Origin of the sequence: Thalassoglobus sp. JC818 (genome assembly GCF_040717535.1) — a bacterium.
Lineage (GTDB): Bacteria > Planctomycetota > Planctomycetia > Planctomycetales > Planctomycetaceae > Thalassoglobus.
The window spans coordinates 63,915-89,303 of the sequence record NZ_JBFEFI010000002.1; the positions used below are offsets into that span (position 1 = coordinate 63,915).

19 protein-coding genes and 2 pseudogenes are annotated in these 25,389 nt (G+C 52.0%); 10 read left to right on the top strand and 11 right to left on the bottom strand.

The features are described from left to right. The first annotated feature begins 194 nt into the window (after positions 1–194). The 3 genes from metG to AB1L42_RS04770 all read left to right on the top strand — a co-directional run bounded on the left by metG (position 195) and on the right by AB1L42_RS04770 (position 4,158). The gene (metG, locus tag AB1L42_RS04760; protein WP_367051877.1) at positions 195–2,237 is read left to right on the top strand and encodes a methionine--tRNA ligase; all 2,043 of its coding nucleotides are present in this window, start codon (positions 195–197) and stop codon (positions 2,235–2,237) included. Positions 2,238–2,310: 73 nt separating this feature from the next. Beyond that, positions 2,311–3,543, top strand: a complete 1,233-nt coding sequence (locus tag AB1L42_RS04765) for an LL-diaminopimelate aminotransferase (protein ID WP_367051880.1) — start codon at positions 2,311–2,313, stop codon at positions 3,541–3,543. Between the two features lie 189 nt (positions 3,544–3,732). Next, positions 3,733–4,158, top strand: a complete 426-nt coding sequence (locus AB1L42_RS04770; protein WP_367051883.1) for a hypothetical protein — start codon at positions 3,733–3,735, stop codon at positions 4,156–4,158. A gap of 9 nt (positions 4,159–4,167) precedes the next feature. On the opposite strand, the pseudogene AB1L42_RS04775 reads toward AB1L42_RS04770, so the two are convergent. The 5 genes and pseudogenes from AB1L42_RS04775 to AB1L42_RS04795 all read right to left on the bottom strand — a co-directional run. Further along, a pseudogene (locus tag AB1L42_RS04775) lies at positions 4,168–4,287 on the bottom strand (YjbQ family protein); the annotation flags it as partial. A 2-nt stretch (positions 4,288–4,289) separates the two neighbouring features. Beyond that, positions 4,290–4,433, bottom strand: coding sequence for a hypothetical protein (locus AB1L42_RS04780; RefSeq protein WP_367051886.1), 144 nt, complete (start codon positions 4,431–4,433; stop codon positions 4,290–4,292). A gap of 8 nt (positions 4,434–4,441) precedes the next feature. Then, positions 4,442–4,714 carry a hypothetical protein gene (locus AB1L42_RS04785; protein WP_367051888.1) on the bottom strand — a complete coding sequence of 91 codons (273 nt, stop codon included), beginning with the start codon at positions 4,712–4,714 and terminating at the stop codon, positions 4,442–4,444. A gap of 63 nt (positions 4,715–4,777) precedes the next feature. Further along, positions 4,778–4,882: pseudogene (locus AB1L42_RS04790) on the bottom strand (YjbQ family protein); the annotation flags it as partial. Positions 4,883–5,533: 651 nt separating this feature from the next. After that, positions 5,534–5,968, bottom strand: coding sequence for a secondary thiamine-phosphate synthase enzyme YjbQ (locus tag AB1L42_RS04795; protein ID WP_367051891.1), 435 nt, complete (start codon positions 5,966–5,968; stop codon positions 5,534–5,536). A gap of 627 nt (positions 5,969–6,595) precedes the next feature. On the opposite strand from AB1L42_RS04795, the gene dnaN reads away from it, so the two are divergent. The 3 genes from dnaN to AB1L42_RS04810 all read left to right on the top strand — a co-directional run bounded on the left by dnaN (position 6,596) and on the right by AB1L42_RS04810 (position 10,789). Further along, positions 6,596–7,708: a DNA polymerase III subunit beta gene (gene dnaN / locus AB1L42_RS04800; RefSeq protein ID WP_367051895.1), complete on the top strand. Its 1,113-nt coding sequence runs from the start codon at positions 6,596–6,598 to the stop codon at positions 7,706–7,708. An 80-nt stretch (positions 7,709–7,788) separates the two neighbouring features. Continuing rightward, a complete protein-coding gene (locus tag AB1L42_RS04805; protein ID WP_367051898.1) occupies positions 7,789–8,136 on the top strand; it encodes a DUF721 domain-containing protein in 348 nt (115 codons plus the stop codon). 76 nt (positions 8,137–8,212) lie between these two features. Then, positions 8,213–10,789 carry a DNA gyrase subunit B gene (locus AB1L42_RS04810; RefSeq protein WP_367051901.1) on the top strand — a complete coding sequence of 859 codons (2,577 nt, stop codon included), beginning with the start codon at positions 8,213–8,215 and terminating at the stop codon, positions 10,787–10,789. A 113-nt stretch (positions 10,790–10,902) separates the two neighbouring features. On the opposite strand, the gene infC is transcribed toward AB1L42_RS04810, so the two are convergent. The 3 genes from infC to AB1L42_RS04825 form a co-directional block, all read right to left on the bottom strand. Beyond that, positions 10,903–11,409: a translation initiation factor IF-3 gene (gene infC, locus AB1L42_RS04815; protein WP_367051904.1), complete on the bottom strand. Its 507-nt coding sequence runs from the start codon at positions 11,407–11,409 to the stop codon at positions 10,903–10,905. 393 nt (positions 11,410–11,802) lie between these two features. Continuing rightward, complete coding sequence (locus AB1L42_RS04820) at positions 11,803–12,144, bottom strand: RNA-binding protein (RefSeq protein ID WP_367051908.1); 342 nt, start codon at positions 12,142–12,144, stop codon at positions 11,803–11,805. A gap of 790 nt (positions 12,145–12,934) precedes the next feature. Then, positions 12,935–14,881, bottom strand: a complete 1,947-nt coding sequence (locus tag AB1L42_RS04825; protein ID WP_367051911.1) for an acetylxylan esterase — start codon at positions 14,879–14,881, stop codon at positions 12,935–12,937. Positions 14,882–15,154: 273 nt separating this feature from the next. On the opposite strand from AB1L42_RS04825, the gene AB1L42_RS04830 reads away from it, so the two are divergent. The 3 genes from AB1L42_RS04830 (at position 15,155) to argF (ending at position 18,678) form a co-directional block, all read left to right on the top strand. Continuing rightward, the gene (locus AB1L42_RS04830) at positions 15,155–16,357 is read left to right on the top strand and encodes a sialidase family protein (protein ID WP_367051914.1); all 1,203 of its coding nucleotides are present in this window, start codon (positions 15,155–15,157) and stop codon (positions 16,355–16,357) included. Positions 16,358–16,689: 332 nt separating this feature from the next. Continuing rightward, entirely contained in the window at positions 16,690–17,658 is a 969-nt protein-coding gene (locus AB1L42_RS04835) for an OB-fold nucleic acid binding domain-containing protein (protein WP_367051917.1), read from the top strand. Between the two features lie 96 nt (positions 17,659–17,754). Further along, positions 17,755–18,678, top strand: a complete 924-nt coding sequence (gene argF / locus AB1L42_RS04840; protein ID WP_367051920.1) for an ornithine carbamoyltransferase — start codon at positions 17,755–17,757, stop codon at positions 18,676–18,678. Between the two features lie 152 nt (positions 18,679–18,830). Here the strand turns inward: argF and AB1L42_RS04845 are convergent, their stop codons facing one another. The 3 genes from AB1L42_RS04845 to AB1L42_RS04855 form a co-directional block, all read right to left on the bottom strand. Continuing rightward, positions 18,831–20,288, bottom strand: coding sequence for an efflux RND transporter periplasmic adaptor subunit (locus AB1L42_RS04845; RefSeq protein ID WP_367051922.1), 1,458 nt, complete (start codon positions 20,286–20,288; stop codon positions 18,831–18,833). A gap of 25 nt (positions 20,289–20,313) precedes the next feature. Continuing rightward, positions 20,314–21,678 (bottom strand): histidinol dehydrogenase, encoded by a 1,365-nt coding sequence (hisD, locus tag AB1L42_RS04850; protein ID WP_367051924.1) that lies wholly within the window; start codon positions 21,676–21,678, stop codon positions 20,314–20,316. Positions 21,679–21,803: 125 nt separating this feature from the next. Beyond that, complete coding sequence (locus tag AB1L42_RS04855) at positions 21,804–23,324, bottom strand: sulfatase (protein ID WP_367051926.1); 1,521 nt, start codon at positions 23,322–23,324, stop codon at positions 21,804–21,806. A 247-nt stretch (positions 23,325–23,571) separates the two neighbouring features. Between AB1L42_RS04855 and AB1L42_RS04860 the strand changes: the two genes are divergently transcribed. After that, positions 23,572–25,371 (top strand): DNA methyltransferase, encoded by a 1,800-nt coding sequence (locus tag AB1L42_RS04860; protein WP_367051928.1) that lies wholly within the window; start codon positions 23,572–23,574, stop codon positions 25,369–25,371. Positions 25,372–25,389: the final 18 nt, after the last annotated feature.

A 25,389-nucleotide genomic window follows, 5' to 3' on the forward strand; every position in this document is an offset into this window, starting at 1 on the left:
GAACTGGGTTTACAGCATCTTCACAGCTGGGCCGGTTTTGAAATCGAGAGCAACTTCATTTCTGGATTGAAGCAAGTGCAGAGATCAGCAACTTGCTCCAGTTTCTCGCCGTGGCCACTCGCGAGGATCCTGTGATCGCTCTAAACTGCACACAGGTTCGAACGTTCCGCTCCAATCCGCAAAGCGAAAATCTGATGTCTTCACGGCGAATTCTAGTCACCGCAGCCCTTCCCTATGCCAATGGAAATATCCACATTGGGCATCTGGTGGAATATCTCCAGACAGATATTTGGGTCCGCTTTCAGAAGCTGAGAGGCCATGAATGTCGGTACTTCTGCGCCGATGATACACATGGCACTGCGATCATGATTCGGGCCCGACAGGAAGGCCGGTCGGAAGTCGAACTGATCGCCGATATGCGGGAAGCCCATGTTCGGGATTTCGCCAAGTTTGACGTCGAGTTCGACAACTACGGATCGACCAACAGCGACGAAAATCGCCAGCTGTGCGAGGAAATCTGGAAGTCGATCCGCGACGCGAACCTTGTTAAAGAACAAGATATCGAACAGCTCTTCGATCCCGAAGCTGGGACTTTTCTCGCCGATCGGTTTGTGAAAGGGACCTGTCCGAAGTGTGGAGCAGAGAACCAATACGGAGACAACTGCGACAAGTGCGGTTCCACCTACTCGCCAGCGGATTTGATCAACCCAAAAAGTACTCTCAGTGGAGCGACTCCTGAACTGCGGACAGCCCGGCACTTGTTCATCGAACTCGAACAACATCACGAATTTCTGAACGAGTGGACCCAGTCAGGGAAGCATCTTCAGCCGGAGATTGCGAATTACCTGAAGGGACATTTTCTCGGCGAAAAACTCCGTGACTGGGACATCTCCCGACCCGCTCCGTACTTCGGATTCGAGATTCCAGATGCACCCGGAAACTACTGGTACGTCTGGTATGATGCCCCGATTGGATATATCGCCAGCACCTGGGAATGGTGCAAGAAAAACCAGGTCGAGCTCGACGACTGGTGGCGAAACGATGAGACAGAAATTCATCACTTCATCGGCAAGGATATCACATATTTCCATACGCTCTTCTGGCCAGCCATGTTGAAGACGGCCGGGCTCTCACTTCCGGACAAAATTCACATCCATGGTTTCCTGACTGTGGATGGCGAGAAGATGTCGAAGTCGAAAGGAACGTTCATTCAGGCATCGACGTATGCTGAACATCTCGATCCGAATTACTTCCGCTACTTCGTCGCGTCCAAGCTCAGCTCACGTGTTGATGACATTGACCTGAACTTCGATGAATTCAAAACGAAGGTCGACAGCGATCTCGTCGGCAAGGTCGTCAACATCGCCAGTCGATGTGCCAAATTCGTCTCTGGATCGACGCTCAGCGAAGAGTATCCCGATGATGAGGGACTCTTTCAGCTGGCGAGTGATGCCGGATCGCGGATTGCGGAGCACTACGAGAAGTGCGAGTACAGCTCGGCCATTCGCGAGATCATGGTTCTCGCAGATCGAGCCAATCAGTTCATCGAAAATAAAGAGCCCTGGGTCGTTCGAAAAGACCCAAATCGACAGACAGAGCTGCAGCAGATCTGTACTGTCGGCCTGAATTTGTTTCGACAAATTGTCATTTACCTCGCACCCGTGCTTCCAAAGCTGGCGAGCGAAACTGAGAAGCTGTTGAATTTTGAAATCAAGAACTGGGACGAGTCCGCATCTCCGCTGGTCGGGACAACAGTCGGGAAGTTCCAGCACATGATGACACGCGTTGATCCCAAGAAAGTTGAACAGATGATTGAAGAATCCAAAGATGCCGGGTCCGTCGAATCGGCACCCGTTTCCAACTTCAACGATGGACCCGAAGCTCTTGAAAAAGAGCCCATGACCGAAGAGCACTGCACGATTGATGACTTTGTAAAAGTCGATATGCGTGTCGCTCGCGTGATTGAAGCCAATCATGTCGAGGGAGCCGATAAGCTTCTGCAACTCAAACTCTCACTCGGCGGAGACGAAACTCGCAACGTTTTTGCCGGAATCAAGAGTTGTTACAACCCCGAAGACCTCGTGGGGCGTCTCGTCGTGTGCTGTGCGAACCTCAAGCCACGCAAGATGCGATTCGGGCTGAGCGAAGGCATGGTGCTCGCATGTGGACCGGGTGGAAAGGATATTTTCCTTCTCAATCCCGATGACGGAGCCGTCCCGGGAATGCGCGTTCATTAGAGCATTTTCATTGCACCGTATTGTCTTCTTATCTTCTCAAACGCTTTTGAAATCCGTTTACTGAGTACTTCACATGACGACCATTAACGATCACTACCTTAAGCTCAAAGCTGGCTATCTCTTTCCCGAAATCGGTCGGCGAGTCAATGCGTTCACCGAGTCACACCCTGACGCAAAAGTGATCAAGCTTGGTATCGGCGACGTCACCGAGCCACTCCCCGAAGCGATTCGCGAAGCTCTGCATCGTGCTGTCGATGAGATGGGCGACCGCGATTCCTTCCGTGGTTATGGACCGGAGCAGGGGTATGCGTTCCTGCGTGATGCAATTGCGAAGAACGATTACAACTCACGCGGATGTGATATCTCCGCTGACGAGATCTTTGTCTCCGACGGTTCGAAGTGCGACACCGGGAACATCCTCGATATCTTCGGGACCGATAACACCGTCGCGGTCCAAGATCCCGTCTATCCAGTTTATGTTGACACCAACGTCATGTGCGGACGAACCGGACAGGCCGACGATCAGGGTCGCTATGCTGGTCTCACGTACCTGCCATGCACAGCTGAGAACAACTTCACGCCGGAAGTTCCTGAACGTTCCGTCGACCTGATCTATCTCTGCTATCCCAACAACCCCACAGGCGCGGTCGCAACGAAAGAGACGCTGAAGAAGTGGGTTGATTACGCCCGCTCAAACGGTTCGATCATTCTGTTCGACGCTGCCTACGAAGCGTTCATTCAGGACGAGTCGCTGCCGCGTTCGATTTATGAGATCGATGGAGCCCGCGAGTGTGCGATTGAATTCCGCAGCTTCAGCAAGAACGCCGGATTCACCGGAACACGTTGTGCTTTCACCGTTGTTCCGAAGACGCTGACCGGAAAGAAATCGGACGGCAGTTCACACTCGCTGCACGCTTTGTGGAATCGACGTCACTGCACCAAATTTAATGGTGTCCCGTACATTATTCAGCGTGGAGCGGAAGCTGCTTACAGCGACGCCGGCCAACAGCAGATTAAAGAACTGGTCCAGTTCTATCTGACCAATGCGAAGATTCTGAGCGAAGGACTCTCTTCGATCGGGATCTCCGTCTTCGGCGGCGAAAATGCTCCATACATCTGGTTGAAGACTCCAGACAACATGAAGAGCTGGGAATTCTTCGACCACCTGCTTGATCAGGCTCACCTTGTCGGAACGCCAGGCAGCGGTTTCGGCGCCAGTGGAGAAGGGTATTTCCGACTGAGTGCTTTCAACAGCCGAGCGAATGTCGAAGAAGCCGTCAATCGCATCAAAACCTTGATGGGATAGAGATTGTCTGTCATGCCAAGTCGCGAATGCTGCTGCAAAGCATGATTGACTTCCAACACATGTTGCGGAAAACTCGTAGTGAGAGCGGAAATCCTTCGTTGAATCACTCTTCGTCACCTCGCACGAACAGACACAGCTACCCGCTGTGTCCTGCTTCATTGCGAGACCCGGGAACGAGTTCTCCGCATCATGTTGCTCAAAAGACTCCGTCGTCCACTGGCAGTCATCACGTGCGTGATCGTGATCGCCTTGATTGCGATCTCGCAATTTCTCAGTTCGCGTGAACGTGCTGGGAACGAGCTTGCGCTCGCAGCCTCGCGAATTCCGACGGAAACACCGCTCGACGATGTGACGCAGCGCATCGGAACTCCGCCGGATCATCATTTCCTCGCCAGAGGCGTCCTTCTCAATGGCGTCACGTTCCTTGATGAGCAGAACGAACGCGCCCAGCAACACGGCGATGTAGAAGAGTACGAAATCTCCGTCTGGAAACGCGGCACAGCCACAGCTGTCGTTTACTCACAAGACGGCCGCGTTAAAGGCCACTCTCTCCAGCTGAGCCAACTCACAAGCCGACCCGCCTGGCTAAGAGTATTTTTGTCCTGGATGCCTTAACTCAGTTCAACGGCCATCTGTGATCACCACGACGACCTTTTGGCCCATGATTTGACGCTTGTGTTGAGCGTCGGCGTTGTCTTCGCCGGTTCGATTGTGGAGATAGCCCCCTTGTGAAGGGTCGCTGCCGGCTAGTTGTTGTCGTCGGTGAAGTATGTCTGAAACTGTTCGAACTCAGGAGAGTTCAAGAGTCGCCCCAAAGTCCACGGGAATTCGTAGCTTTCCGATACGATAGTGGCGACGACCTCACCTTCGAGTTCTAAGTGATACTGCATGGCAAAACTTAAAATATGTCTGTAAGCGTCGTTTCAACTTGAGAGATAGTCACCCCTTCGTGTGCCATTATCGAGTTGATTACTTTGCGGTGCAAATTCTTTGCCTGCTCGCCGTCCTCAAAGCTTGCATTTAGGGTAAATTCGATGGCTGACTTACTTCGGGTGAAAGTCAAAGAGTTTATGCCCTTGATTGTTTGAAGCTTTGCTTCGAGGCTAACCAGTGTCGTTGTTGGTTCATCATCAGCGACCCGTAGTTCAAATCGGAAGTCCGTATTCTTCATCGTTGCGTATCTCCCAGAAACACATGACGACTTTGGGATTATTTTGTTCCTCTTTTTGCGTGCTTACTCCCCCATCACCATTACCAAAACACGCTTGGGCCTGCGACCATCGAACTCACCGTAGAAGCCTTGTTCCAAAGGGCCGAAGTTCATCATACCCGCAGAAATTCGAGATGTTTATGCCTAACCACGGTGAAGGATGCATTACTCCAAAGCAGATTGTGGAACTGCTGCGGTCACTCTCTTGGACTTAATAGTCTTACCGTCCGACATCTTCGATTGATTTTCGCGGCTGCTTAGAATCCGTACTGCGTTGATGGCAATGAGTCCCATTGCCGTGTACCGACAAGACGTATCCATTCGGTCTGTAAAGTGACCAGAGTCTCTCTGCGCTGTCTCGTTCAAATCTCCGACAGCTGAGCTGACAACCAAGATCAAAATCAAAACCTGAGAAACCAGTCTTCTCATTCACCGACAACGAAACAATCTTCTGCCCCGACAATCGAGACATAGCTTTCTCGATGCGTCGAGTCGAAGATGATCCGGTCGCAAGAGTCTTGTCGTTCAGCGTCAATTTCCAATAACAACACCAGAGCCACAGCCACCATTACCCGCGCACAGTTACCAATCTGCGAGATGCAAAGTCTCTAACGACCTGAGATTGTGACTCTGTGACGAAAGGCTCTCGAATCTCAAGAGATGGCTTCCCAAAGTTAATGGACAAGTTTGTCTGGCGACCATACTCAATTCCCCAACATGGGTGACCATAAAGAGGACGAAACCACTTCTCGGGGAATTTCTCACTCACGGTTATGATGCCTATTCCCCCATCATCTTGACGAGAATTCGCTTCCGTCTGCGGCCGTCGAATTCGTAGTAGAAGATGTGTTCCCACGGGCCGAGGTGGAGTTTCCCGTCGGTGATGGCGACGACGACTTCACGGCCCATGATTTGACGCTTGTGGTGAGCGTCTGCGTTGTCTTCGCCGGTTCGGTTGTGGAGATAGCCTCCTTGTGAAGGGTCGCTGCCAGCGTTGAAGGGGACCATTTCTTCGAGCCATCGCTCGTAGTCAGCGTGCAAGCCGGACTCGTTGTCGTTGATGAAAACACTCGCGGTGATATGCATCGCGTTGACGAGCACGAGGCCATCCTGGATTCCACTCTCAGCGACGAGTTCCTCAACCTGCTGATGAATGGAGACGATTTGCCGTCGTTTGGGGATGTCCATCCAGAGTTCTTTGGTGAGTGTCTTCATCTCATCTTTCTCGCAGAATTCTCGCCAGATTCATCAACCGCAGACCCGATTTGCCGAGAGTGTATAACACAGGGATTGTTTCGAATAGAACGCTTGGGCAGTCGCGTCCCGTGGGATCTGACAGAAACATCAGCGAAGCTGGCGAAGCGAGTCGAAGTTTTCGGATTGGAAGCGTAAAATCGGACGTGGAACGGTCACGAACCGCACACTCGCTGAGTCTCGCAAAGGAGTGCTGGAGACCGCGAAATCCCGATTCAAATCGGTGTTCCCCGTTCGATCGGAGAGAGTGTGGTGTCGAAAACTTGTCGATCGCCACTGCAAAACTCCGGCAAAACGTGGTGCGTTACTCCGGTCGCGAGGAAGGGTGTTTCTAACCCCCGCACTGATCGTCACTTCGGACACAAAGTACACACGCTTGGCGAACGGGTTTTCGACGCTGCTCAGCTGCTCGAGAATTGCATTAAATCGAGAAATTGCATACACTTGCAAATTCTGAAGCAGCGCCGTGAACACAAAAAGTGGTCCACAGATACTACTGCTGCTTATTTTATTTAAGAGTCTTGAAAGAGACAGGTTTGCTCTTTCTGGCTGTCAATAACAGAACCATCTCCAAACTGAATCAGCACAATGAAGTTGACCTGTTCTCGAAGTCTGTTGGCCTCTGCACTCCAAATCGTGAGTGGAGCTGTTCCGACGCGATCTCCGAAAGAGATCCTCAAGAATATCAAGTTGAGTCTTGGAGATGGAAAAGCGACTCTGCTCGGAACTGACCAGGAGGTCGGGATTCGCTACGAGTTGCTCGAAGTCCAAACAGATTCGGTCGGCGATGTGCTGCTTCCGTATCAGCGAATCACTGCGATCCTGCGAGAAGTTCAAGACGACGAAGTGACCCTTGAAGTCAATGAGGAAGCATTGTGGGTACGGGCAGGCCAAAGTGAGTTCCGGCTAAGCGTCGAAGATCCCGTCGAGTTCCCTGATGTCGCGACCTTCGAAGACGAGAGCTACTTCGTCGTTCCCGGAAGAGCGCTCAAGACCGGGATTCAGCGAACGATCTTCGCGACGGATGTGGAAAGCACACGCTACGCCCTCGGAGGGGTTCTCCTCGAAATCGATGGAGACAAGCTCACACTCGCTGCCACAGACAGTCGACGCCTGGCGGTCTATCAAACCCACTGCTCGACAGAGGGGACTGTCTCCGAGGAAGTCAGCCAACCGGTGGTGCCTGCGAAAGCGATGTCGCTGATTGATAAGTCAATCCACGACGATGAGCAGGAAATCAAAATCGCCATTCACCAGAACGACATTCTCGTTCAAACTGGTTTGTCGACGATTTACGCACGACTCGTCGAAGGCCGATTCCCACGGTATCAGGACGTCATTCCGAACGAGTTCCATCAAAAGATCGAAATGGTGACAAGCCCGTTTCTGTCTGCGGTTCGGCAAGCAATGATCGTGACGAACGACGAGAGTCGAGGCGTCGACTTCAATTTTGAAAGCGGCACGCTGACTCTCACAAGCGTTGGTCAGGATGTTGGCTCATCCAAAATTCAACTGCCCATCAGCTACGAAGGGGATCAGATTGTCATCACCTTCGATCCACGGTTCGTGCAGGAGTTCTTGCGAGTTCTGGACGCTGCCAGCCCGCTGTCGCTGAACCTTGTCGACGGCAACAGTGCTGCGGTCTTCAAGACAGACGAAAGCTACACCTATGTGGTGATGCCACTTTCTCGAGATGACTAGAGTACGCGAACGGCGACGACGTTCATCTGTGCAAACGAGTCGACAGGCAAGAGCCACGTGTTCTCAACCAGGAGCCGGAAATGAGTCGAATTCCGAAGGAGCGGAGCCGACCTTATGATCGGACTGAACCGAAGTCCGTCGGTGATCTCATGAGCGAGTTGATCGCTCTTCGCGGTATTGCCCGAACTCAGTCTCGACGACAGTTTGAGGAAGTCTGGAGAAAGTTGATCGGTGCTGATTTTGCAGAGTTGGCAAAAGCGACTGGTCTAAAAAATGGAGTTTTGCAGGTGGTCGTTTCTAATTCGGCGTTGTTGTCCGAACTCGCTTCGTTCCGCAAGCATGAACTCCTCGAACAATTTCGCACGGAACACGCTGATCTGAAAGTGCGAGACATCAAATTCAAGCTGCGCGGCAAACCGACATTGTAATTCTTCGAGACTGTTTTTCGAACTGGTTCTCCCAGCGACAGTCTCGACACACACTTTGTACCCAAGAAATTGATTCATGAGCGATCAAGCCAAGCCAAATCAGTCAGAAGACTACACTTCAGACACGATTCAGCACCTGGAAGGAATCGAGGGGATTCGCCATCGACCTGCGATGTACATCGGCGGCACGGATTCCGCAGGATTGCATCACCTGGTGTACGAAGTTTCAGACAACGTTCTGGATGAATACTCCAACGGCTTCGCAACAACGGCGAACGTCACGATTCACGGGGATGGTTCCATCACTGTCAGCGATGACGGCCGAGGAATTCCAGTCGACGTGATGAAGGATAAAGGGAAGTCCGCCCTGGAGGTCGTCTTCACCGAGATTCACGCAGGCGGAAAATTCGACCGCAAAGCATACGCAGTCGGAACCGGTGGTCTGCACGGTGTGGGGATCACAGCTGTGAATGCCTGTTCCGAATGGCTGGAAGTCGAAGTCAGTCGCGGGGGATTCAAGTACCGTATGGAGTTCGCACGCGGGCGAATGGTGAAAGATCTGACCAAGGGCGGGCAAACGGATCAAACCGGTACGAAGATTACTTTCAAGCCCGACGGACAGATCTTCCCGAACACAACGTTCAGCTACGACGTCATTCACAAGCGGCTGCAGGATTGTGCTTTCCTCAATGCTGGCGTTCGTATTCTGATCACCGACGAACGTACCGGTCAGTCAGATCAGTTTCACTACGAAGACGGGCTGGCTGAGTTTGTGAAGTGGATCAACCGAACCGAAAACGTCACACATGCTGATGTGATTCGAATCACCGGAACAGTCGAAACGGTCGATGTCGATATCGCTCTGCAGTGGAACGAAGGTTATTCCGAAAGCATTCGATGTTTCGCCAACGGAATTTCGAACTCGGAAGGGGGAACTCATTTCTCCGGGTTTAAGACAGCATTGACGAGAACACTCAACAACTACGGCAAGAAGAACAATCTGTTCAAGGATATGACTCCCAGCGGAGACGATTTCCGCGAAGGACTCGCTGCCGTCATTACCGTTCGAATTCCGAACCCGCAGTTTGAATCGCAGACGAAGATTAAGCTGACGAATCCGGAAGTCGACGGGGCTGTGAACTCTGTCGTTGGAGAAGTCCTCGCGAAGTATCTGGAAGAGAATCCATCGATCGGCAAAGCGATCTGTCAGAAGTCGTTGAGAGCAGCCGAAGCTCGCGAAGCTGCCAAGAAGGCTCGCGACATGGCTCGCAGTCAAACGAAGACCGGCTCAGGCGGGCTGCCTGAGAAGCTGCGGGATTGCCGAAACCATGATCTGGCGGTTTCTGAGCTGTACCTGGTGGAAGGAGACTCAGCCGGTGGTTCCGCTGATACCGGGCGAGATTCCGGCCATCAGGCAATTCTGCCTCTTCGCGGAAAGATCTTGAACGTCGAGAAAGCTCAGCTTCTCAAGGTTCTTGCCAACACCGAAGTGACTGCGATCTTCAAAGCTGTTGGAATCACCCCGATGGCGGAAGAGCAGGACATTGCAAAACGTCGGTATGGCAAAATCATTCTGATGACCGATGCCGATGTCGACGGTTCGCACATTCGAACGTTGCTGCTGACCTTCATCTTCCGTCACATGCGGGAACTTGTGAAACAAGGCTGTGTCTACATCGCGCAACCGCCGCTGTATCGAGTGCTTCAAAAAGGGAAGCGGAATCAGAAGCCTCGCTACGTCCAAACCCATGAAGAGATGATGCGAGAACTTCTGGAGATTGGGCTCCAGGACTCCGAACTCGTTCTGCTTCCTCGTGCCGATTTGATCAATCCGGAAACCGATCAACAGGTCGCGACCGACGTCTCCGGAGAATCACGGACATTGTCCGGTGCTGAGCTGAGTCGACTCGCCGAGACATTGAGCGATCTCATTGAACCGCTCGAAGCACTCGAACGTCGCGGCGTCTCATTGCGTCGACTGGCGGTCGATCACTCGACCGATCAGGGGCTGCTTCCTCGATTCCGAATTACTCAGGCCAACATCGATCACTGGTTTGCATCCAAAGAAGATGTGGAAGAGTTCCTGCAGAAAGAAGAAGAGCAGGGAAGACACCACAAAGTTGCGGATGAAAAACTGAAACCTGCAGATGCTACGAGTGAAGCGAAAGAAGAAACCACCGGCGAACAAGCGGAAGAAGCATCGATTGAAGAGCAAACGACTTTGACTGTTGTTGATCTGTTTGAAGTTCGAACCATCAACAGCGTGCTTAAAGTCCTTCAGGATGAATTCCAACTGACGCTCAATGACTTCTTGACTCCTCCGCCGGTCAACGCGGAGCAGGTCTTTCCGTACCACATTGAGAACTCGGACAACCCGCGAAAGCTGCAGTCGCTAAGAGATCTCGTTCCGACGCTTCGAGAGATGGGTTCCCGAGGTTTGAATTACACCCGCTTCAAAGGGCTGGGTGAAATGAATCCCGACGAACTCTTTGAAACAGCGATGGACCCTGAAACGCGACTCCTAATGCAGGTGACCCTCGAAGATGCAGCTGCGGCCGAAGAAATCTTCCGCGTTCTGATGGGAGATCACGTTGAGCCGCGACGTGAATTCATCGAGAAGCACGCCCTCGACGTCCGTGATTTGGACGTGTAGAGCGCGCGTTTTTCTTCTCTAGAAGAATGTGATCTCCAGACATGAATAAAGGTTTCCCTTCGTAGAGAGGGGAAACCTTTTTGTGCTTTGGAGGTGATTTCAGTCACTTCCGATCAGCTGGAGGTGGCCTGTTTTGCGAGCGGTGACAATGTCGCAGACATCACTTTTCCACTCTCCATGCGTGGGTACTGTTCAACGGTGGCCACGTCGGAGAGCTTTTCAATGAACCCTTCGAGAAGTTCGCGCCCAAGATCGTGGTGTGCGTTTTCACGTCCACGAAACATCACGTTGACTTTGACTTTGTCGCGACGTTCAAGAAACGACCGGGCTTTCTGGACTTTGACCTGAATGTCGTGATCGCCGATCTTTGCCCGCAATCGGATTTGCTTCAATTGCGTTCGGTGCTGTTTTGGTCCGGCGGATTTTTTCCGCTTCTCATACTGAGCCTTGCTGTAATCCATGATTCGGCAGACGGGAGGTTTTGCGTTTGGGCTCACCTCGACAAGATCCATACCTGCCTCTTCCGCCAACTCCAAAGCCTTGGCGGTTTCCATTTCACCGAGCATTTCGCCTTCTGCATCAACAAGCCGGATGGGTGAAATCCGGATGTTTTCATTCATTCTCGGACCAGTTTCAGGTGCCCGAGAAGCAGGTTGAGGTTTTCTGATCGGAAGTCTCCTTCTTCTAAACTATTGATGGGTGATTGGTTCAGCTCAGGCTGATGTGTTACTGACACACCGAATTCACCTGAAACTTGAGATTAACCAATATACGATTCAAAATCGGCTCGTAAATTGCAAAATCTTGTGAAAACTGCTGCAGAAACTCTTTCATTCGGGCAGTTGAAGCGTTCCCTCAACCACTTTCAGCTTCTGTTTGGATTCTCAGACTCGAATTCATTCACTGAAAGTGAGTCGAACGAATCCGGTCTGCCAGAGTGTTCGCAGATGCAATTTCAGCGAGCCAGTTCAGAAATCCTGAACTATCAATCATTTCCTAAAGTCCCTGAAACGTCAATTCCAACGTCGGTTCGCGGGAATTTTTTCTTCTCCCAAGACCCGATCGAGCAGATTTGACCTCTCCAGACCGACAGGCTGCGGCTCGGAAGGTTTCTGGCTGTTGGCGGAATCGACCCGAAGTTTCCGACCATGAAAGTCGGTTCCGTTCAGGCGGGCGATTGCCTCCTCAGCATCTTCCCAGCTCGGCATGCGGACGAATCCGAAACCGCGTGAGCGGCCGGTCAAAGGATCGGTCATCAAGTCAACTCGAGACACACGACCATAGCGTTCGAATCGCGACTTCAGGTCGAAATCAGTCGCGTCATAGGGAAGGTTCCCGACATAAATACTTTGCATTGTTTCCTCTGTTGCAAAATTGTTGTCCCGTAAGCAGGACGGGCCTTGCGCGGTGGAGAGCCCACAGTGGCAAGGATTTCAAGAAAATGTGGCGACCAAACCGGAGCGGTTCGACCACTCTGTTGGTTCCTCTGCACTCACCAGAACTTGTTTCAACCGATGAAACGAGTCGATTCCAACGAACGGGTTGAGTTCGAGATCGCTCTACTTCGAGATCACAAAATTGAATGACTCGAGAACGATACACAGGAGAAACCTGGGTAGAGATCTAACAGCTGGAAAATTGCGTCTTCTTCAGTGGCGAAGTGTGATCTGCCGTGAGTCAATCAAGTTGATCTAGACACGGCTTTGAAGAGCTTCTTCACACAGTATGTCGGAAAGTGATTTGACCACAGATGCGCCGAAGGATTCTTCATTCGGTAAATTGATTGAGAGAAACATATCTCCCAATGCTTGGGCACAAGCTGGTCAGTCAAACATTCCAAGCAAGAAAGTCTTGGCGGAAATCGTTTTCTGTCGAATTGCGCGACGATACGAAAGTCGCTTCAGAAAACACTCTTCAACAAGCTTTTCAGAGAAGATCGCCCAGTTTGGAACAGAAGCACTCTGTACCACAACGTCATCACTATATTCTTCTTTCGGCTGTTTGGCGATAGGAAAACGCGAAAATATGCGTGATTCCTGATGGATTGGTCGCCGATGCTGACTGTTTTAGTCGGTTTTCATGGCCCAATCGGGCGAATCGTAGCTCATCAAGGGCGGTGCTTGACGTATACGTATTTCGAGATGTTTACTCCGCAGATGCCTTCCGTTCGATGATCTTGACCGGTGCTGCCATGTCTCGAAAGAGGGGAATGTCGAAGGTTTCGAGGAGGCCGAAGCAGAACAATTCGGGTCCGTCCGGGATCTGTAAATCGCGTGTGATGATGTCTTTCAATGAAGAGAATCCGTCGACGATTTTAACGCGATCAAAGTACTCCGGATGCAGTGCTGCAGCCAGAAGGACAGTGAGCCCCGACTTGGGACCGAGAGCCAGGAGTTCGATCGGAGCCTCAGTTTCTGTACGGTGCATTTCGACTATGGAGAGCAGCTGGGCGACTTGAATTCCTAGCGGTCTTTGTCCGACCGAAGAAACGAGCAAGCCGTAGAGGAAATCTCTCTGAGAGATGGTCGATTCGCCGTGGCTGAACAGGTCGACTGCAAGCACACGTCGGCCAGCTTCAAGCTGTTGAGCGACTTCCTCAGATGCCTGAGCCCGTCCTTCATCGGCGATGACGATGATCAACGCTTCGGGTTCTTTGTGGGGAGTGAACTCCGTAGCTGGCAGGGTCCAATGGTGATCGACTCGAATTCGTTGTCCGCTCGATGAGATCGATGCTGTTGGAAGCGGAGACGATTGCACCAGCTTTGCATCGACTGCTTCCAGCTTGAGAAGCTCTCGCAGCTTCGATCTGAGTTCATCTGACGATAACTCTGCACGGCCTGCTTCACGAGGCAGCTGTGACTGAAGTTTCATTGCGATCGAATGGAAATCGTCAGTCTGTTCAGGCAGCGGAACAAAGAGTTCATCGCTTGTCTTCAACTCGTCTTCAGACTCAATTTCTTGAGCGCTCTCAGGGCGATCGTCGTTGAGGAAGTGAGTGTTCAACATCGAATAAAGTTGTTCTCGATTCTCACGTTCGAAATTGTGTGTGCCCGGGTCGTGGTTCACGTGAGTGCGGAGATTCTGTTTTTGTCCGTACAACTCATAAACTGGGAGGGCTGCTTCCTTGAGAGGTTCAAGAGCATGATCAGCTTTGAAGCAACATTGATCGAGCGCATTGAACGTGAGCAGTGTTGGACGGGGTGCTCGCATGGCTGTCAGATGGGTGTAGTCCGCAATCATGGCCAGATCGACCGGTGTTTGTTCTGAGTCTCCAAGATCGGAAACGTGAACAGCTCGCGTTCGATAACTCGAATAGCCAGCGACGGGATTACTGAGTGTGATGCGGGGGTCCAGAGCACTGAAGAAGATCGTTTGCCATCCTCCTCCTGAAAGACCGGTGACAGCGACTCGGTCTGGGTCAGCGTGAGGATGCTCCAAGAGCAAGTCGATCGCACGAGAGAGTGCGAGATAGTGAATGGCAAGGCCGCTTGTGCCACAGAGATCGATCTGGTTGCTTCGATAATGACTGAAGCCATCGGACTTCAGTTGGCCCATCCCGATCCACTCGACATTCAAAGCGAGCATTCCCCGCTTCGCCTGATTGATGCACCGAATTTGTTTGTAGTCGGCTGCCTTGCCTTTGGAATCATGCCCGTTCACATTAAGAACGACGGGAGCTTTGTCACTCAAATCGTCCGGTTCGTAGAGCAGGGCCGGAATCCAAACGTTGGGAATTGCTTCGTAGCGGAGCTTCCGAATTGAGTAGCCCGGTCCACCCGGGATTCGCTCCAGCCATTCGACTTGGGTTTCTGCATCTCGCCACGACTTCGCTTCACCACGGAAGACAACGTTCTCCAAAACTTGTTGTCTTGTGGTTTCGTTTTGTTGATTCCATTCCTCAAGAGAATCGCCAGGAGAGAATCTTCTCACGAGCGACTCGGTAAAGATGCGAACTTCTTTCAATGGGAGTTCGACATCAATCTCTCGATGTTGCAACGATGCGGAGACTTCATCGCGGTCGACTCCCCAGACCGGAGTAATCAGCACTGAGAAAGCCATGAGTAGCTGTACTTGAAACGATCGGCAGGACATCGAGGAGCTCCAAAACACGATTGCCTCTTCTGACGGGAGTGTTTGTTCGTTGTCGAATCGATTGAACATCATGACAACAGGTCACCACGTTACCAAAGAGTCCCGTTAGATGACGACCGATGACGAGTTCTCTTCGCGCTCAGGTCTTTAGACAGCCACGAAGTCAGTCCCTATTCTACATGGTCACTTTTACGATGAGACACCATGAAGACTTCACCATTGCCGCACATCAGAGAGAGATGTCACTCCTCTGAGAGACAGCAGGAGAAACGAATGCTTCGATTGACAGCAGTGATTCTATTCGCGATAGCAGTAACTCCTCTTCAACTTCAAAGCGTTGATGCAGCAGAGCAACGGGCAACCGTTTTCGAAGCGGGGACGGAGGGTTACAAGATCTACAGAATTCCTGCGATCGAGCGGGCTGCCAATGGCGACTTGCTCGCTTTTTGTGAAGCTCGGGCTGGTGGGGATGCCAGCGAGATTGATCTGGTGATGAAACGATCTTCCGACGGAGGTGCGACCTGGGGGAAACTGCAAGTCGTTCAAGCACGCGAACAATTCGAGTCGCTGTATCCTGACGTCCCGGTCACAGTGGGGAATCCCGCACCTGTGGTTGACCTGCTGGACCCCGAACACCCCGGGCGAGTCTGGTTGCCATTCACAGTCGAAAACGATCGTGTATTCGTCACTCACAGCGACGATCACGGTAAGACCTGGTCTGATCCGCGCGACATTACAGAGAGTGCGAAGCTGTCGACATGGGGCTGGTACGCGACAGGGCCGGTTCACTCGATTCAACTAAAGTGGGGAGCTCACAAGGGGCGTCTTGTGATTCCGTGTGACCATCGACTTGGAGATGATGGAGAAGATCGAGGCCCCAACGGAATTCATGTTGTCTACAGTGATGACCATGGAAAGACTTGGAAGCTGGGAGCGATCGACGACACCTATGAAGACGGATTGAATTCGAACGAAACAGCGGCGGTGGAACTCTCGAATGGTCGGGTCTACTTCAATACTCGTGATCAAAACGGAGATGCACCCGGCACTCGCGGCGACGGTTACAGCGACGACGGTGGAGAGACATTCCTGCGAGCTCAATCACCGAAGTATTTGTACATTTTGCCTTCACCTCCGATTCTCGATCCTCCCGTCGTGCAGTGTTCACTCCTCCGGGCTGCTTCCATTCGTGATGAAGATCCTCAGAACGTGATTCTCTTCGCTGGCCCCGATGAAGATGGTCCATCAGGCAAGGGGAGAAGTGATCTGAGAATTCGCTACACGACTGATGAAACGGTTTCCTGGAACGATGGTCCATTGCTTCACGAAGGGCCAGCTGCCTACAGCGATATGGTTCTGATCGCTGCTGATAAAGATGATGTTGGCGTCATTTTCGAGTGTGGAGACAGCGGGAAGTCAGCGTACCAGCGGATTGATTTTGTTCGTCTCCCGCTTACTGATGTCGTCGACGACTAGAAGCCTCTTTCGAGATACCATCGGGCTTTCAGTCGCGTAAGCAGGACGAATTTGTTCCCGATGGGTTCAGACATGTGCCTGCATAGGAGCTGCGTGCTTTGCGGGAGTCCATGCTGCCCGAAGCCTTGTGAATGCCAGTTGGGATTGAGAGTTCGAGGAAATCTGGCTAGCATTTGACGTTTCACATCGTGCCGATCAATTCGATCGGCACTTTTGTTTTTAATTGCCAACTCTGGCAACCGTTTGAACTGCTGTCTGGTGAAGTGGGTTCTCAATATCACATCCCGATGTGAGCAGCATCTGACAGTTGTCGGGTCAACTCAGGTGACGTCATGTCGCGAATGTTCGTGAATAGTCTGCAAGACGGTGAAACAGTTGATGAGGTCTATCTTCTTGCAGATCGTCAGCTGCGGGCGAATCGCAACGGAGACACGTACTTCCTTGGCCAGTTGCGCGATCGCACGGGGCAGATTTCCGGGTTGCTGTGGAATGTCAACGAATCGATCGTAAGTCATATCAACACAGGGGATTACGTTCGTGTGAAAGGGAAGATTCAGCTCTTCCAGGGCAATCTTCAGATGATTCTCACACGTATTGATCTGGCAACCGATGAATCGGTGAACTCTGAGGACTTTATTCCGCAATCGAATTCCGATGTGCTTGCCCAGCTTGAGCGTCTTCGCGAGATTCTCTTAGACCTGAGTGACTCAGATCTTTCCGAGTTGATGCAGTCTTTCCTGTCTGACGATGAAATTATTGAGGGTTTGAAAACTGCGCCGGCCGGAATTCGTCTGCATCATGCCTATCACGGCGGGCTGCTCGATCATATTGTCAATCTTTGCGAGACAGCCAGTCGCCTCACGGATCTGTATCCGAATGTCGATTTCAATCTTCTGCTGGCCGGAATCTTCCTCCACGATCTCGGAAAAATTCGGGAACTCAGCTACGACACGTCGTTTCAATACACTGATGAAGGTCAGTTGATTGGCCATCTGATCATCGGGATCGAGATGCTCGATGACAAAATTCGTGAGACGGAAGACCGGACAAATCAGGACTTCCCAAAGGAAAAGGCGCTTCGCTTGAAGCACATGATTGTCAGCCATCACGGGGCTTACGAATTTGGAAGCCCGAAGCTTCCGATGACTCCCGAGGCGATTGCGCTTCATCACCTCGACAATCTCGACGCCAAAACGAACGAGTTTCAGTCGCTCATTGAATCAGATCCCAATGCAGCTTCGCACTGGACTCCGTATCAGCCCAACATGCAGCGAAAACTCTACAAAGGTAGTGCTGAGTAATTCGCTCGTTCTTGAGGCGAACCAGACGCTCGCTAACGGTGTCTGGGCATTTTTCATTTGCATTGACGATGACGGAATTGATGACGGGAGACCCCCATGAAACACCTCACTTCTCTCTTTGATGTAACTTCCAGCGAAGTCCTCGAAATCCTGAAAATCGCTGCCGATCTGAAAGCAGAAACGCAGTCTGGAAAACGCCAGCCACTTTGTGCCGGGAAGGTTTTGACTCAGGTTTTCGAGAAACCGTCGTTGAGAACGCGCGTCAGCTTTGAGGCTGGGATCTCCCAACTTGGCGGGACCAGTATTTTTCTGCATGGGAAAGAAGCGGGGTTACAAGGACGAGAAGAGATCCTCGATATCGCACGCGTTCTGGGAGGGTATTCCGATCTGATCGTGTTGCGAACATTCTCTCAACAGTTGATCGAAACCGTCGCGAAACATGCTGGCTGTCCCGTCGTGAACGCACTGTCGGATGATTATCACCCTTGTCAGGCTCTGACCGACGTGATGACGATTCTCGAGCATGCTGGCTCGATTGAAGGTAAAGAAATCCTGTTCGTCGGGGATGGGAATAACGTCGCTAAGTCGCTCGCTCTGGCTTGCGGTCACGTGGGAGCCAAGTTCACTCTGGCAGCACCGGAAGGTTATTTGCTAGCGGATGAGTTTATTCAGCGACTTCAGTCTCAGTTCCCCGACTTGAAGTTCGATCAGACCACGGACCCATTCGCTGTCGTGAATCGTGCGGATGTCATCTACACAGACGTCTGGGCGAGCATGGGACAGGAAGAAGAGAAAGATCAACGCTCTGCTGCGTTCGCGAACTTTCAGGTGAACCTTGAACTCCTCGATGCCGCTCCGGGACAGGCTCTTTTCATGCACTGCTTGCCAGCGAGACGCGGGTTGGAAGTGACTGAAGAAGTCATGAACGATTCGCGAAGCATCGTTTTCGAACAAGCTGAGAATCGAATGCACTTAGCGAAGGGCTTGATCGTCTGGTTGCTCGAGCACGCCTCGAAATAGAGCAAGTTGCTCTGCCCTGTGCACTCGCTTGCGCTGCTTCACAAGATAAAAGGCTGTTCTTGCTCGTGCGAGATCGTGCCCACCAAATCAAAAAATGCTCTAGAAGCAGCGGTCTTCGAGAGCCGAAAGTCTCGGTAAGTGCAGAGAGGTGATCACGACTTTCTGAGGTTCCACCACGTGGACAGTTTGTCGATCATTCTTCGAAACCAGACTCGACCGATGGACCGGTGACCGCAGGAAATTCTGCATTGAACACTCGATCCAGGGCGAATCCCCGGATCGAGATCTGCATCAATCGAAGCCTGCATTTCGAGCGAGACTCCGCGTCCGGTTTTGACAGTCATCGCTGGCGCAATGGATTTCAAAGTGGCTGCAAACGATTCATTCGGAGCATCTGCGGTCACAATCGCGATGGAGATTTGATCGTTGTTGACTGCATCGAGTACGGGACCGGCGTCACGTTGATCGACGTAGAGATCGACAATCCATGGCCCTTCAAGATCGGCGACTCTCAACAATCGATCTGTGCGTTGAACAGGTCGACCGACGGGTAAGGTTGAGTTCAGATCTGGAGTGAGAACCGTTCCCCGGATTGGGCTTCGTAGAGTCAGTGCAGTCTGTTGATCTTCGAGGCTTTTGATTTGCGTTCGAATATTTTGTTCGAGTGCTTTCAGTTCTTCACGCCGAGCTGCGAGATCGTGAATGCGATTCCGTTCTCGGGACGACGCTTGCGGATCGGTTCGAAGAGTCTCGAGATCCTGAATTTTCTGGGAAGTGGTTGCGAGTTCTCCGCGCAGTTCGGAGAGACTCATCTGCAACTCGGGACTTTTGAGCTCAATGAGTTTGGCATCGACTTCGACGTTAGCTCCGGTCGTTACAAACACGCCGTCGATGAACCCGTTCGTTCCGGCAAAGACATCGCGCTGATGGTCGGGAAGAAGGACTCCGTTTCCGTAGATCACCAGCTCAGTCGGCACAGTCGCCAGCAGGAGAAAAGCCAGGGCGATTGTGCAAAGCACAATGAGAGCTCGCGTTGCTCTTCCTTGAGTCCATGAAGAACGCAAACGACTCAGGAAGCCTTGCTGCAATCTGGAATGATTCAAAGCATGCGTGAGCGCTGTTCGAATGAGCGGCAGGCCTTCCTTCAAATCGGACACAGATCGAGCAAGTGCGGCGTTCTCTTCAAATTGATCGAAGACCAGAACACCGATCAACGCCGGGGAAGGATCATTCACTTGGTTGTAGATTGGGAGAACGACCACCCGTTGCGTGCGGCAGCGTTCGTGATAGCTGCGACATTCGTCTGATGGGTCATCTGCTTTGGAATCAAGGACGTCACCCGAGTCCCAACTGACCTTTGCGATCTCTTCCAGCAATTGAGTCGTGGACGAGCGAGGGTCGATCGATTGAACACCACTGACCGACTTGAGGCGAAGCTTATCTCCGGCTCTCAGCAGCAGACTGACTCGATCCCAGCCGGACCACAATCGCGTTTCGTTGGTGGTTGCGGCGGAACACTCTTCGACATCAAGAGATCGATAGATCCCGGCAATCCAGTTCGGAGTGTCTAATCTGTGACCATCATCTTGAGCGACTGGCTGTGATGGCACGGTGTTGATTCCTGCTCCGACTGGACTACTCATTCACACGAATATCAACGCTTGCTCGGTGAGCTGTCAGCCCTTCCTTGTCCGCGAGGACGCGCACGTTCGGAGCATCTCGACGACACGCTTCCTCGTTGTACGAAATAATCGAAGAGCGTTTCAGGAAGTCGTTGGCACACAACCCATTGGCAAAACGCGCGGTTCCGCCAGTGGGCAGAACGTGTGACGGGCCAGCGACGTAGTCTCCAAAAGCGACCGGAGTGAAGTGTCCCACGAAAATCGCTCCGGCATTCTGAACGCGATCCAACATGGCTTCTGGATGGTCCATCGAAAGATGCAAATGTTCGGTCGCTAACAAGTCGGTCAGCTTAGCTGCTTCGTCTTCATCGCGAGCAAGAATCAAAGCTCCGTAGTCTTCCAGGCATTTCCGAGCCAGGTCTCCGCGACTGAGTTGACCCAGCTGAGTTTCGAGTGCTTGCTGGACTTGTTCAATCAGTGGAGCGTGCCAGGTGATGAGAACACCGGACCCAGGGCTGTGCTCTGCTTGAGAAATCAAATCGCTGGCGATGTAGTCGGCTCGGGCTGTCTCATCCGCGAGGACAATGACTTCGCTCGGACCAGCGATGCTGTCGATATCGACTTCGCCGAAGACATAGCGTTTGGCGAGTGCGACGAACAGATTTCCGGGGCCAACGATTTTGTCGACTCGCGGAATACCTTCAACTCCATATGCCAGGGCAGCGACTGCTTGAGCCCCACCGACGCGATAGACCTCCGTGATGCCAAGCTCATGACATGTCGCCAAAAGATCGGTGTTGTACCCACCGAATTCTGTCGGAGGAACAACGATGGCGATTTCCGGGACGCCTGCTGCCTGAGCAGGGACTGCAGTCATGAGCACAGTCGACGGGTAAGCAGCAGCTCCTCCGGGAACGCAAATTCCGACCCGTTTGAGAGGCCGGTATCGCTGTGTCAATTCGACGCGTGCGTCGTCAGATTCCCGAACGATTGAGACATCTTCGGTGAGAATCGCCTTCTGAAACTCCATGACGTTGTCACGGACTTGCCGAACAGTTTCGAGAAATTCCGCGTCAGCTTTCGCATGTGCGGCAGCGAGTTCGTCTGTCGAGACTTTGAGGTCCGAGACATCGAAGTCGGGACGATCGAGCAGTCGCGAGTAGTTGAGTAGTGACTCAAGTCCTTGAGACTGCACGTCGTGACAAATTCTTTCCACAACTTGCTGCGGAGAGAGTGGTTCCCCAAACAGTTCGACGGTCCGTTGTCGACCTGCCTCGGAAACGACATCTCCTCGCGGGCTGAGTTTGTCTCTGAGTTCCGCGAATAGTTCTTCAGCGTTCCCCAGCGAACAATCAATCGTCGGAATCTTCAGTGACATGATGTTGCGGATATCTTCAATCAATAAAGTCGTTAGAGCATAAGAGAATGGATCGAGTCCTCGTCAGCGACGCTTGGAATTTCAAAAGAAACAGCCAGAGCGGACACGATCCCCACGAGACGGGTTCACTCATACTCCCACTTCATGATCCATGGATCGTCCATCTCTTGCTGGAACTGCTTGAGCTTCTCCTGGTAGGTCTTCAGGATCTCAGCGTATTCGCTTTTCACTGCGAGGTTTTCGGATTCGTACGGATCTTCAGCAATGTGATAAAGCTCGAACTTCGGTCGGTGAATATAGTCACCAACAGTTTTCTGCCCATACGGTGCGGTCATCCCCTTCTGGAACTGGGCCTGCCACGACGAGGCAGCCCACAAATCTGAGGCGAACGGATAAGGCAGTCCGTGAGCGATATTCCAGATCAGCTTGTACTCTTTATCCCGCACGACTCGCATGGGGTAGTACATCTGAATTTCATGGAATGTGTGGGAAGCAAAGATTGTGTCCCAGTGTTCTGCGTCAGCATCACCCAGAATCGGAACCCAGGACTTTCCGTGGTAGCTTCGAAACTTGTGACCACCGTTTCTGTTTTCCAGCAGGTTTTCTCCACGCTCTTTCCAGAATTTGTCGGGATCAACCCAGTCTTTCGGTCCGTTGGTTTTGGGATCGAGACCTCCTGCGAAGTCGAGAAGTGAAGGAGTGATGTCGATGTGGCTGATCATCGCTGTCGAACGGACTCCACGATTTTCTTCGTATGGATTTCGAACAACGAACGGAACTTTCAACCCAGCTTCGAAGACCGTTGTTTTTCCGCCGGAGAAGGCCATTCCGTGATCGGAGGTGAAGACGATCATGGTTTTGTCGTACAAGTCAGCCTCTTTGAGGATCTCGACAAGTCGAGCGACTCCTTGATCAATACGAGCACATGACTGGTAGTAGTGAGCGAGTTCTTCGCGGGTTTCCTGTGTGTCGGTCATGAAGTGCGGAATCGGAACATCAGCTGGATCGTAGAAGACTTCTTCGACACCTTCATGTGAGCCTTTGTTGGGGCGATTTCCGAATAGATCCGGTTTCAGTTCGCTGGTGGATGTCTTATCTGTTCCGCCGCCTCGATGAGGATCGGAAGTTCCGAAGTAGAGGAAGAATGGTCGGTCATCAGACTGATCGGTGATGAACTCTCGGCAGTTATCTGCCATGGCAACAGCGTTGCGGCCGTTGCCTTTCATGTAGGTTTCGTAGTGGTAAACCGTTTCGGGAGCGACGTGATATTTCCCGATGTGTCCGGTTCGATATCCTGCATTCGCCAGAACACGAGGCAGGGCCAAGCTGACCACGTTGTCGAAAGATGAGAACTTGTGGTAGTGATGTTGATGCCCGTATTGGCCGTTCTTATGGTTGTGGAGCCCAGACATCACGACTGACCGACTGGCGCTGCAACTTGCTGTCGTCGCGAAAGCGTTCAAGAATAGCGTTCCATCTTCAGCGATGGCGTCGATGGCGGGAGTTTTCGCAACAGGATCACCATAGCAACCGAGAGTCGGGCTCTCATCATCTGTGATGAAGAAGATGATATTCTTTTCGGCCGCGATCGAGCTGTGTGCAAACCCGAAGATCGTCAGGAAGGTGAGACACAAAAGTTTGTGCATGGCTTTCGGTTCCGGAGCTAGAACAAAGGCAGGGGGATCGTTCAGTCTGTGTGAAGCACAAGCGGGAAGTTGCCTGAGATCAGAGGGGAACGATGTGTATGGGACAACCAGATAAAATTTCGTTTCAAGCTTTTCGTCGTGACTGACAGAGTAACGAATTCACAGACGTTGTTGCCACTGATTGCTTGGCGGCAACGATGAATCGGGTAGGATACGCAATTCTGAATCTTTCACGAGATTTGACGTCATGGATGAATTTCTGAACTCAATTGTGCATGGTGACTGCGTTGAAGGTCTGAACGGACTTCCGGCTGAGTCAATCGATCTGGCCTTTGCTGACCCGCCCTTCAATATTGGATATGACTACGACATCTATCAGGACAAGCTGGGCCGGGAGAAATATTTGCAGTGGTCGCGGGACTGGATCGCAGCCACGCACCGGGTTCTGAAGCCCAACGGAACGTTCTGGCTGGCCATTGGAGATGAATACGCAGCAGAGCTGAAACTGCTGAGCCAGGAGATCGGTTTTCATTCTCGAAGCTGGATCATCTGGTACTACACCTTTGGAGTGAACTGCAAGCAAAAGTTCACCCGCTCACACGCTCATCTCTTCTATTTCGTGAAGGACCCGCAGCGGTTTACGTTCCGAGCGGATGAGCTGGAAAACCGTATTCCGTCTGCGCGAGAGCTGGTTTACAACGACAAACGAGCCAATCCAAAAGGCCGACTTCCCGACGATACCTGGATTATCCGTCCGGAAGATGTTGTCGGAGAAATGATGGCCGAAGATGGGACATGGAGTTCTGACGACCTCACACCCAAGCATGACAGCGAACGAACCTGGACCCTTCGTCCTCAGGATTTGCAGGGGTGCTTCAAAGGGGAGGAAGACACTTGGTATTTCCCCCGGGTCGCGGGAACATTCAAGGAGCGACAGGGGTTTCATGGTTGTCAGATGCCGGAGCAATTGCTCGGTCGCATTATTCGCAGCTGTTCGAATTCAGGGGACGTTGTCATCGATCCGTTTTCGGGAAGTGCGACGACGTTGGCTGCCGCAAAGAAGCTGAACCGCAAGTTCGTGGGCTTTGAGCTCTCGGAAGATTACGTCAACTACGGTCGCGGTCGACTCGAACAGATTCGAGTGGGTGATCCTCTCGATGGCTCTGCGGAGCCGACCAAAAGTGCTCCCGCCACAAAAGCGATATCGGGCAAATCATCAAGATCGAAAGAGGAGATTGGGTCGCCCGAACGTGACCCCTCCGAAGAGCGGTTGGCCGAAGCTCAATTGCAGATCGTCCTGACCGGAATCATCGAAGCCTTTCAGATGACACACGATGGGTTCTCTGTCGATCGAGTCGTGGCTGATCCGGCGCTCAACGATGAATTCGTTGAGACCTGCCGTCGACTTGGTCTCGCTGGCGAGCCTCGCACCTGGAATTCGCTGTTGTTTCGATTGAGGAAGTCCGGAAAGCTTGCTCACATCGAAACGGTTCGAGCGACTTCCATGAACTGGCTGGATGTCGATCCGTTTCTGCATGCCAGCGAGATCGCGCTGCAATCTCTGCTTAACGACGAGCTCGCCACAAGCTTGGATGAAATCCTCGTTGATCCTCTGCTTGCTAAGAAATTTGATGACCTCGCTCGCCAGTTTGCACCCGGACGAAGCTCGTTTGAAATGCGGTGGGCAGCCTTGAAGATTCGTAAGCAATCCAAAACTGCTCGGCAACGCGGAGCGATTCTGACTGCTCCTAAGCGAATCGGGAAAGCGATTGTCTTTTCAGAGCTGGACGTTTCACAGATTCCATCGGGACCGGGAGTCTATTTGCTCCGTTCCAAGCAGAAGAACAATCTCTACGCCGGGGAAACGTTGAATCTTCAACAGCGACTGGCTTTGCATTTCAATTCGTCACATCCGGTCGAAGTTCTTCCAGAGAACACGACGATTCAAATCTTCCCAACACAGACTCGACCATCCGAAATTCTCGCCTGGCAAAGCTGTTTCGTCAGAACACACAAGCCTAGTTGGAACTACCAGGAACTCGGTTAGACGAGCAATTCTAGAGCA

What these genes read in the sequence shown, in the direction of transcription:
- AB1L42_RS04810 (WP_367051901.1), top strand. Translation starts at nt 8,213, where the DNA reads ATGAGCGATCAAGCCAAGCCAAATCAGTCAGAAGACTACACTTCAGAC.
- AB1L42_RS04825 (WP_367051911.1), bottom strand. Translation starts at nt 14,881, where the DNA reads ATGTCCTGCCGATCGTTTCAAGTACAGCTACTCATGGCTTTCTCAGTG.
- AB1L42_RS04770 (WP_367051883.1), top strand. Translation starts at nt 3,733, where the DNA reads ATGTTGCTCAAAAGACTCCGTCGTCCACTGGCAGTCATCACGTGCGTG.
- infC (WP_367051904.1), bottom strand. Translation starts at nt 11,409, where the DNA reads ATGAATGAAAACATCCGGATTTCACCCATCCGGCTTGTTGATGCAGAA.
- AB1L42_RS04820 (WP_367051908.1), bottom strand. Translation starts at nt 12,144, where the DNA reads ATGCAAAGTATTTATGTCGGGAACCTTCCCTATGACGCGACTGATTTC.
- metG (WP_367051877.1), top strand. Translation starts at nt 195, where the DNA reads ATGTCTTCACGGCGAATTCTAGTCACCGCAGCCCTTCCCTATGCCAAT.
- AB1L42_RS04785 (WP_367051888.1), bottom strand. Translation starts at nt 4,714, where the DNA reads ATGAAGAATACGGACTTCCGATTTGAACTACGGGTCGCTGATGATGAA.
- hisD (WP_367051924.1), bottom strand. Translation starts at nt 21,678, where the DNA reads ATGTCACTGAAGATTCCGACGATTGATTGTTCGCTGGGGAACGCTGAA.
- AB1L42_RS04830 (WP_367051914.1), top strand. Translation starts at nt 15,155, where the DNA reads ATGCTTCGATTGACAGCAGTGATTCTATTCGCGATAGCAGTAACTCCT.
- AB1L42_RS04855 (WP_367051926.1), bottom strand. Translation starts at nt 23,324, where the DNA reads ATGCACAAACTTTTGTGTCTCACCTTCCTGACGATCTTCGGGTTTGCA.
- AB1L42_RS04835 (WP_367051917.1), top strand. Translation starts at nt 16,690, where the DNA reads ATGTCGCGAATGTTCGTGAATAGTCTGCAAGACGGTGAAACAGTTGAT.
- AB1L42_RS04805 (WP_367051898.1), top strand. Translation starts at nt 7,789, where the DNA reads ATGAGTCGAATTCCGAAGGAGCGGAGCCGACCTTATGATCGGACTGAA.
- dnaN (WP_367051895.1), top strand. Translation starts at nt 6,596, where the DNA reads ATGAAGTTGACCTGTTCTCGAAGTCTGTTGGCCTCTGCACTCCAAATC.
- AB1L42_RS04795 (WP_367051891.1), bottom strand. Translation starts at nt 5,968, where the DNA reads ATGAAGACACTCACCAAAGAACTCTGGATGGACATCCCCAAACGACGG.
- AB1L42_RS04765 (WP_367051880.1), top strand. Translation starts at nt 2,311, where the DNA reads ATGACGACCATTAACGATCACTACCTTAAGCTCAAAGCTGGCTATCTC.
- argF (WP_367051920.1), top strand. Translation starts at nt 17,755, where the DNA reads ATGAAACACCTCACTTCTCTCTTTGATGTAACTTCCAGCGAAGTCCTC.
- AB1L42_RS04780 (WP_367051886.1), bottom strand. Translation starts at nt 4,433, where the DNA reads ATGCAGTATCACTTAGAACTCGAAGGTGAGGTCGTCGCCACTATCGTA.
- AB1L42_RS04860 (WP_367051928.1), top strand. Translation starts at nt 23,572, where the DNA reads ATGGATGAATTTCTGAACTCAATTGTGCATGGTGACTGCGTTGAAGGT.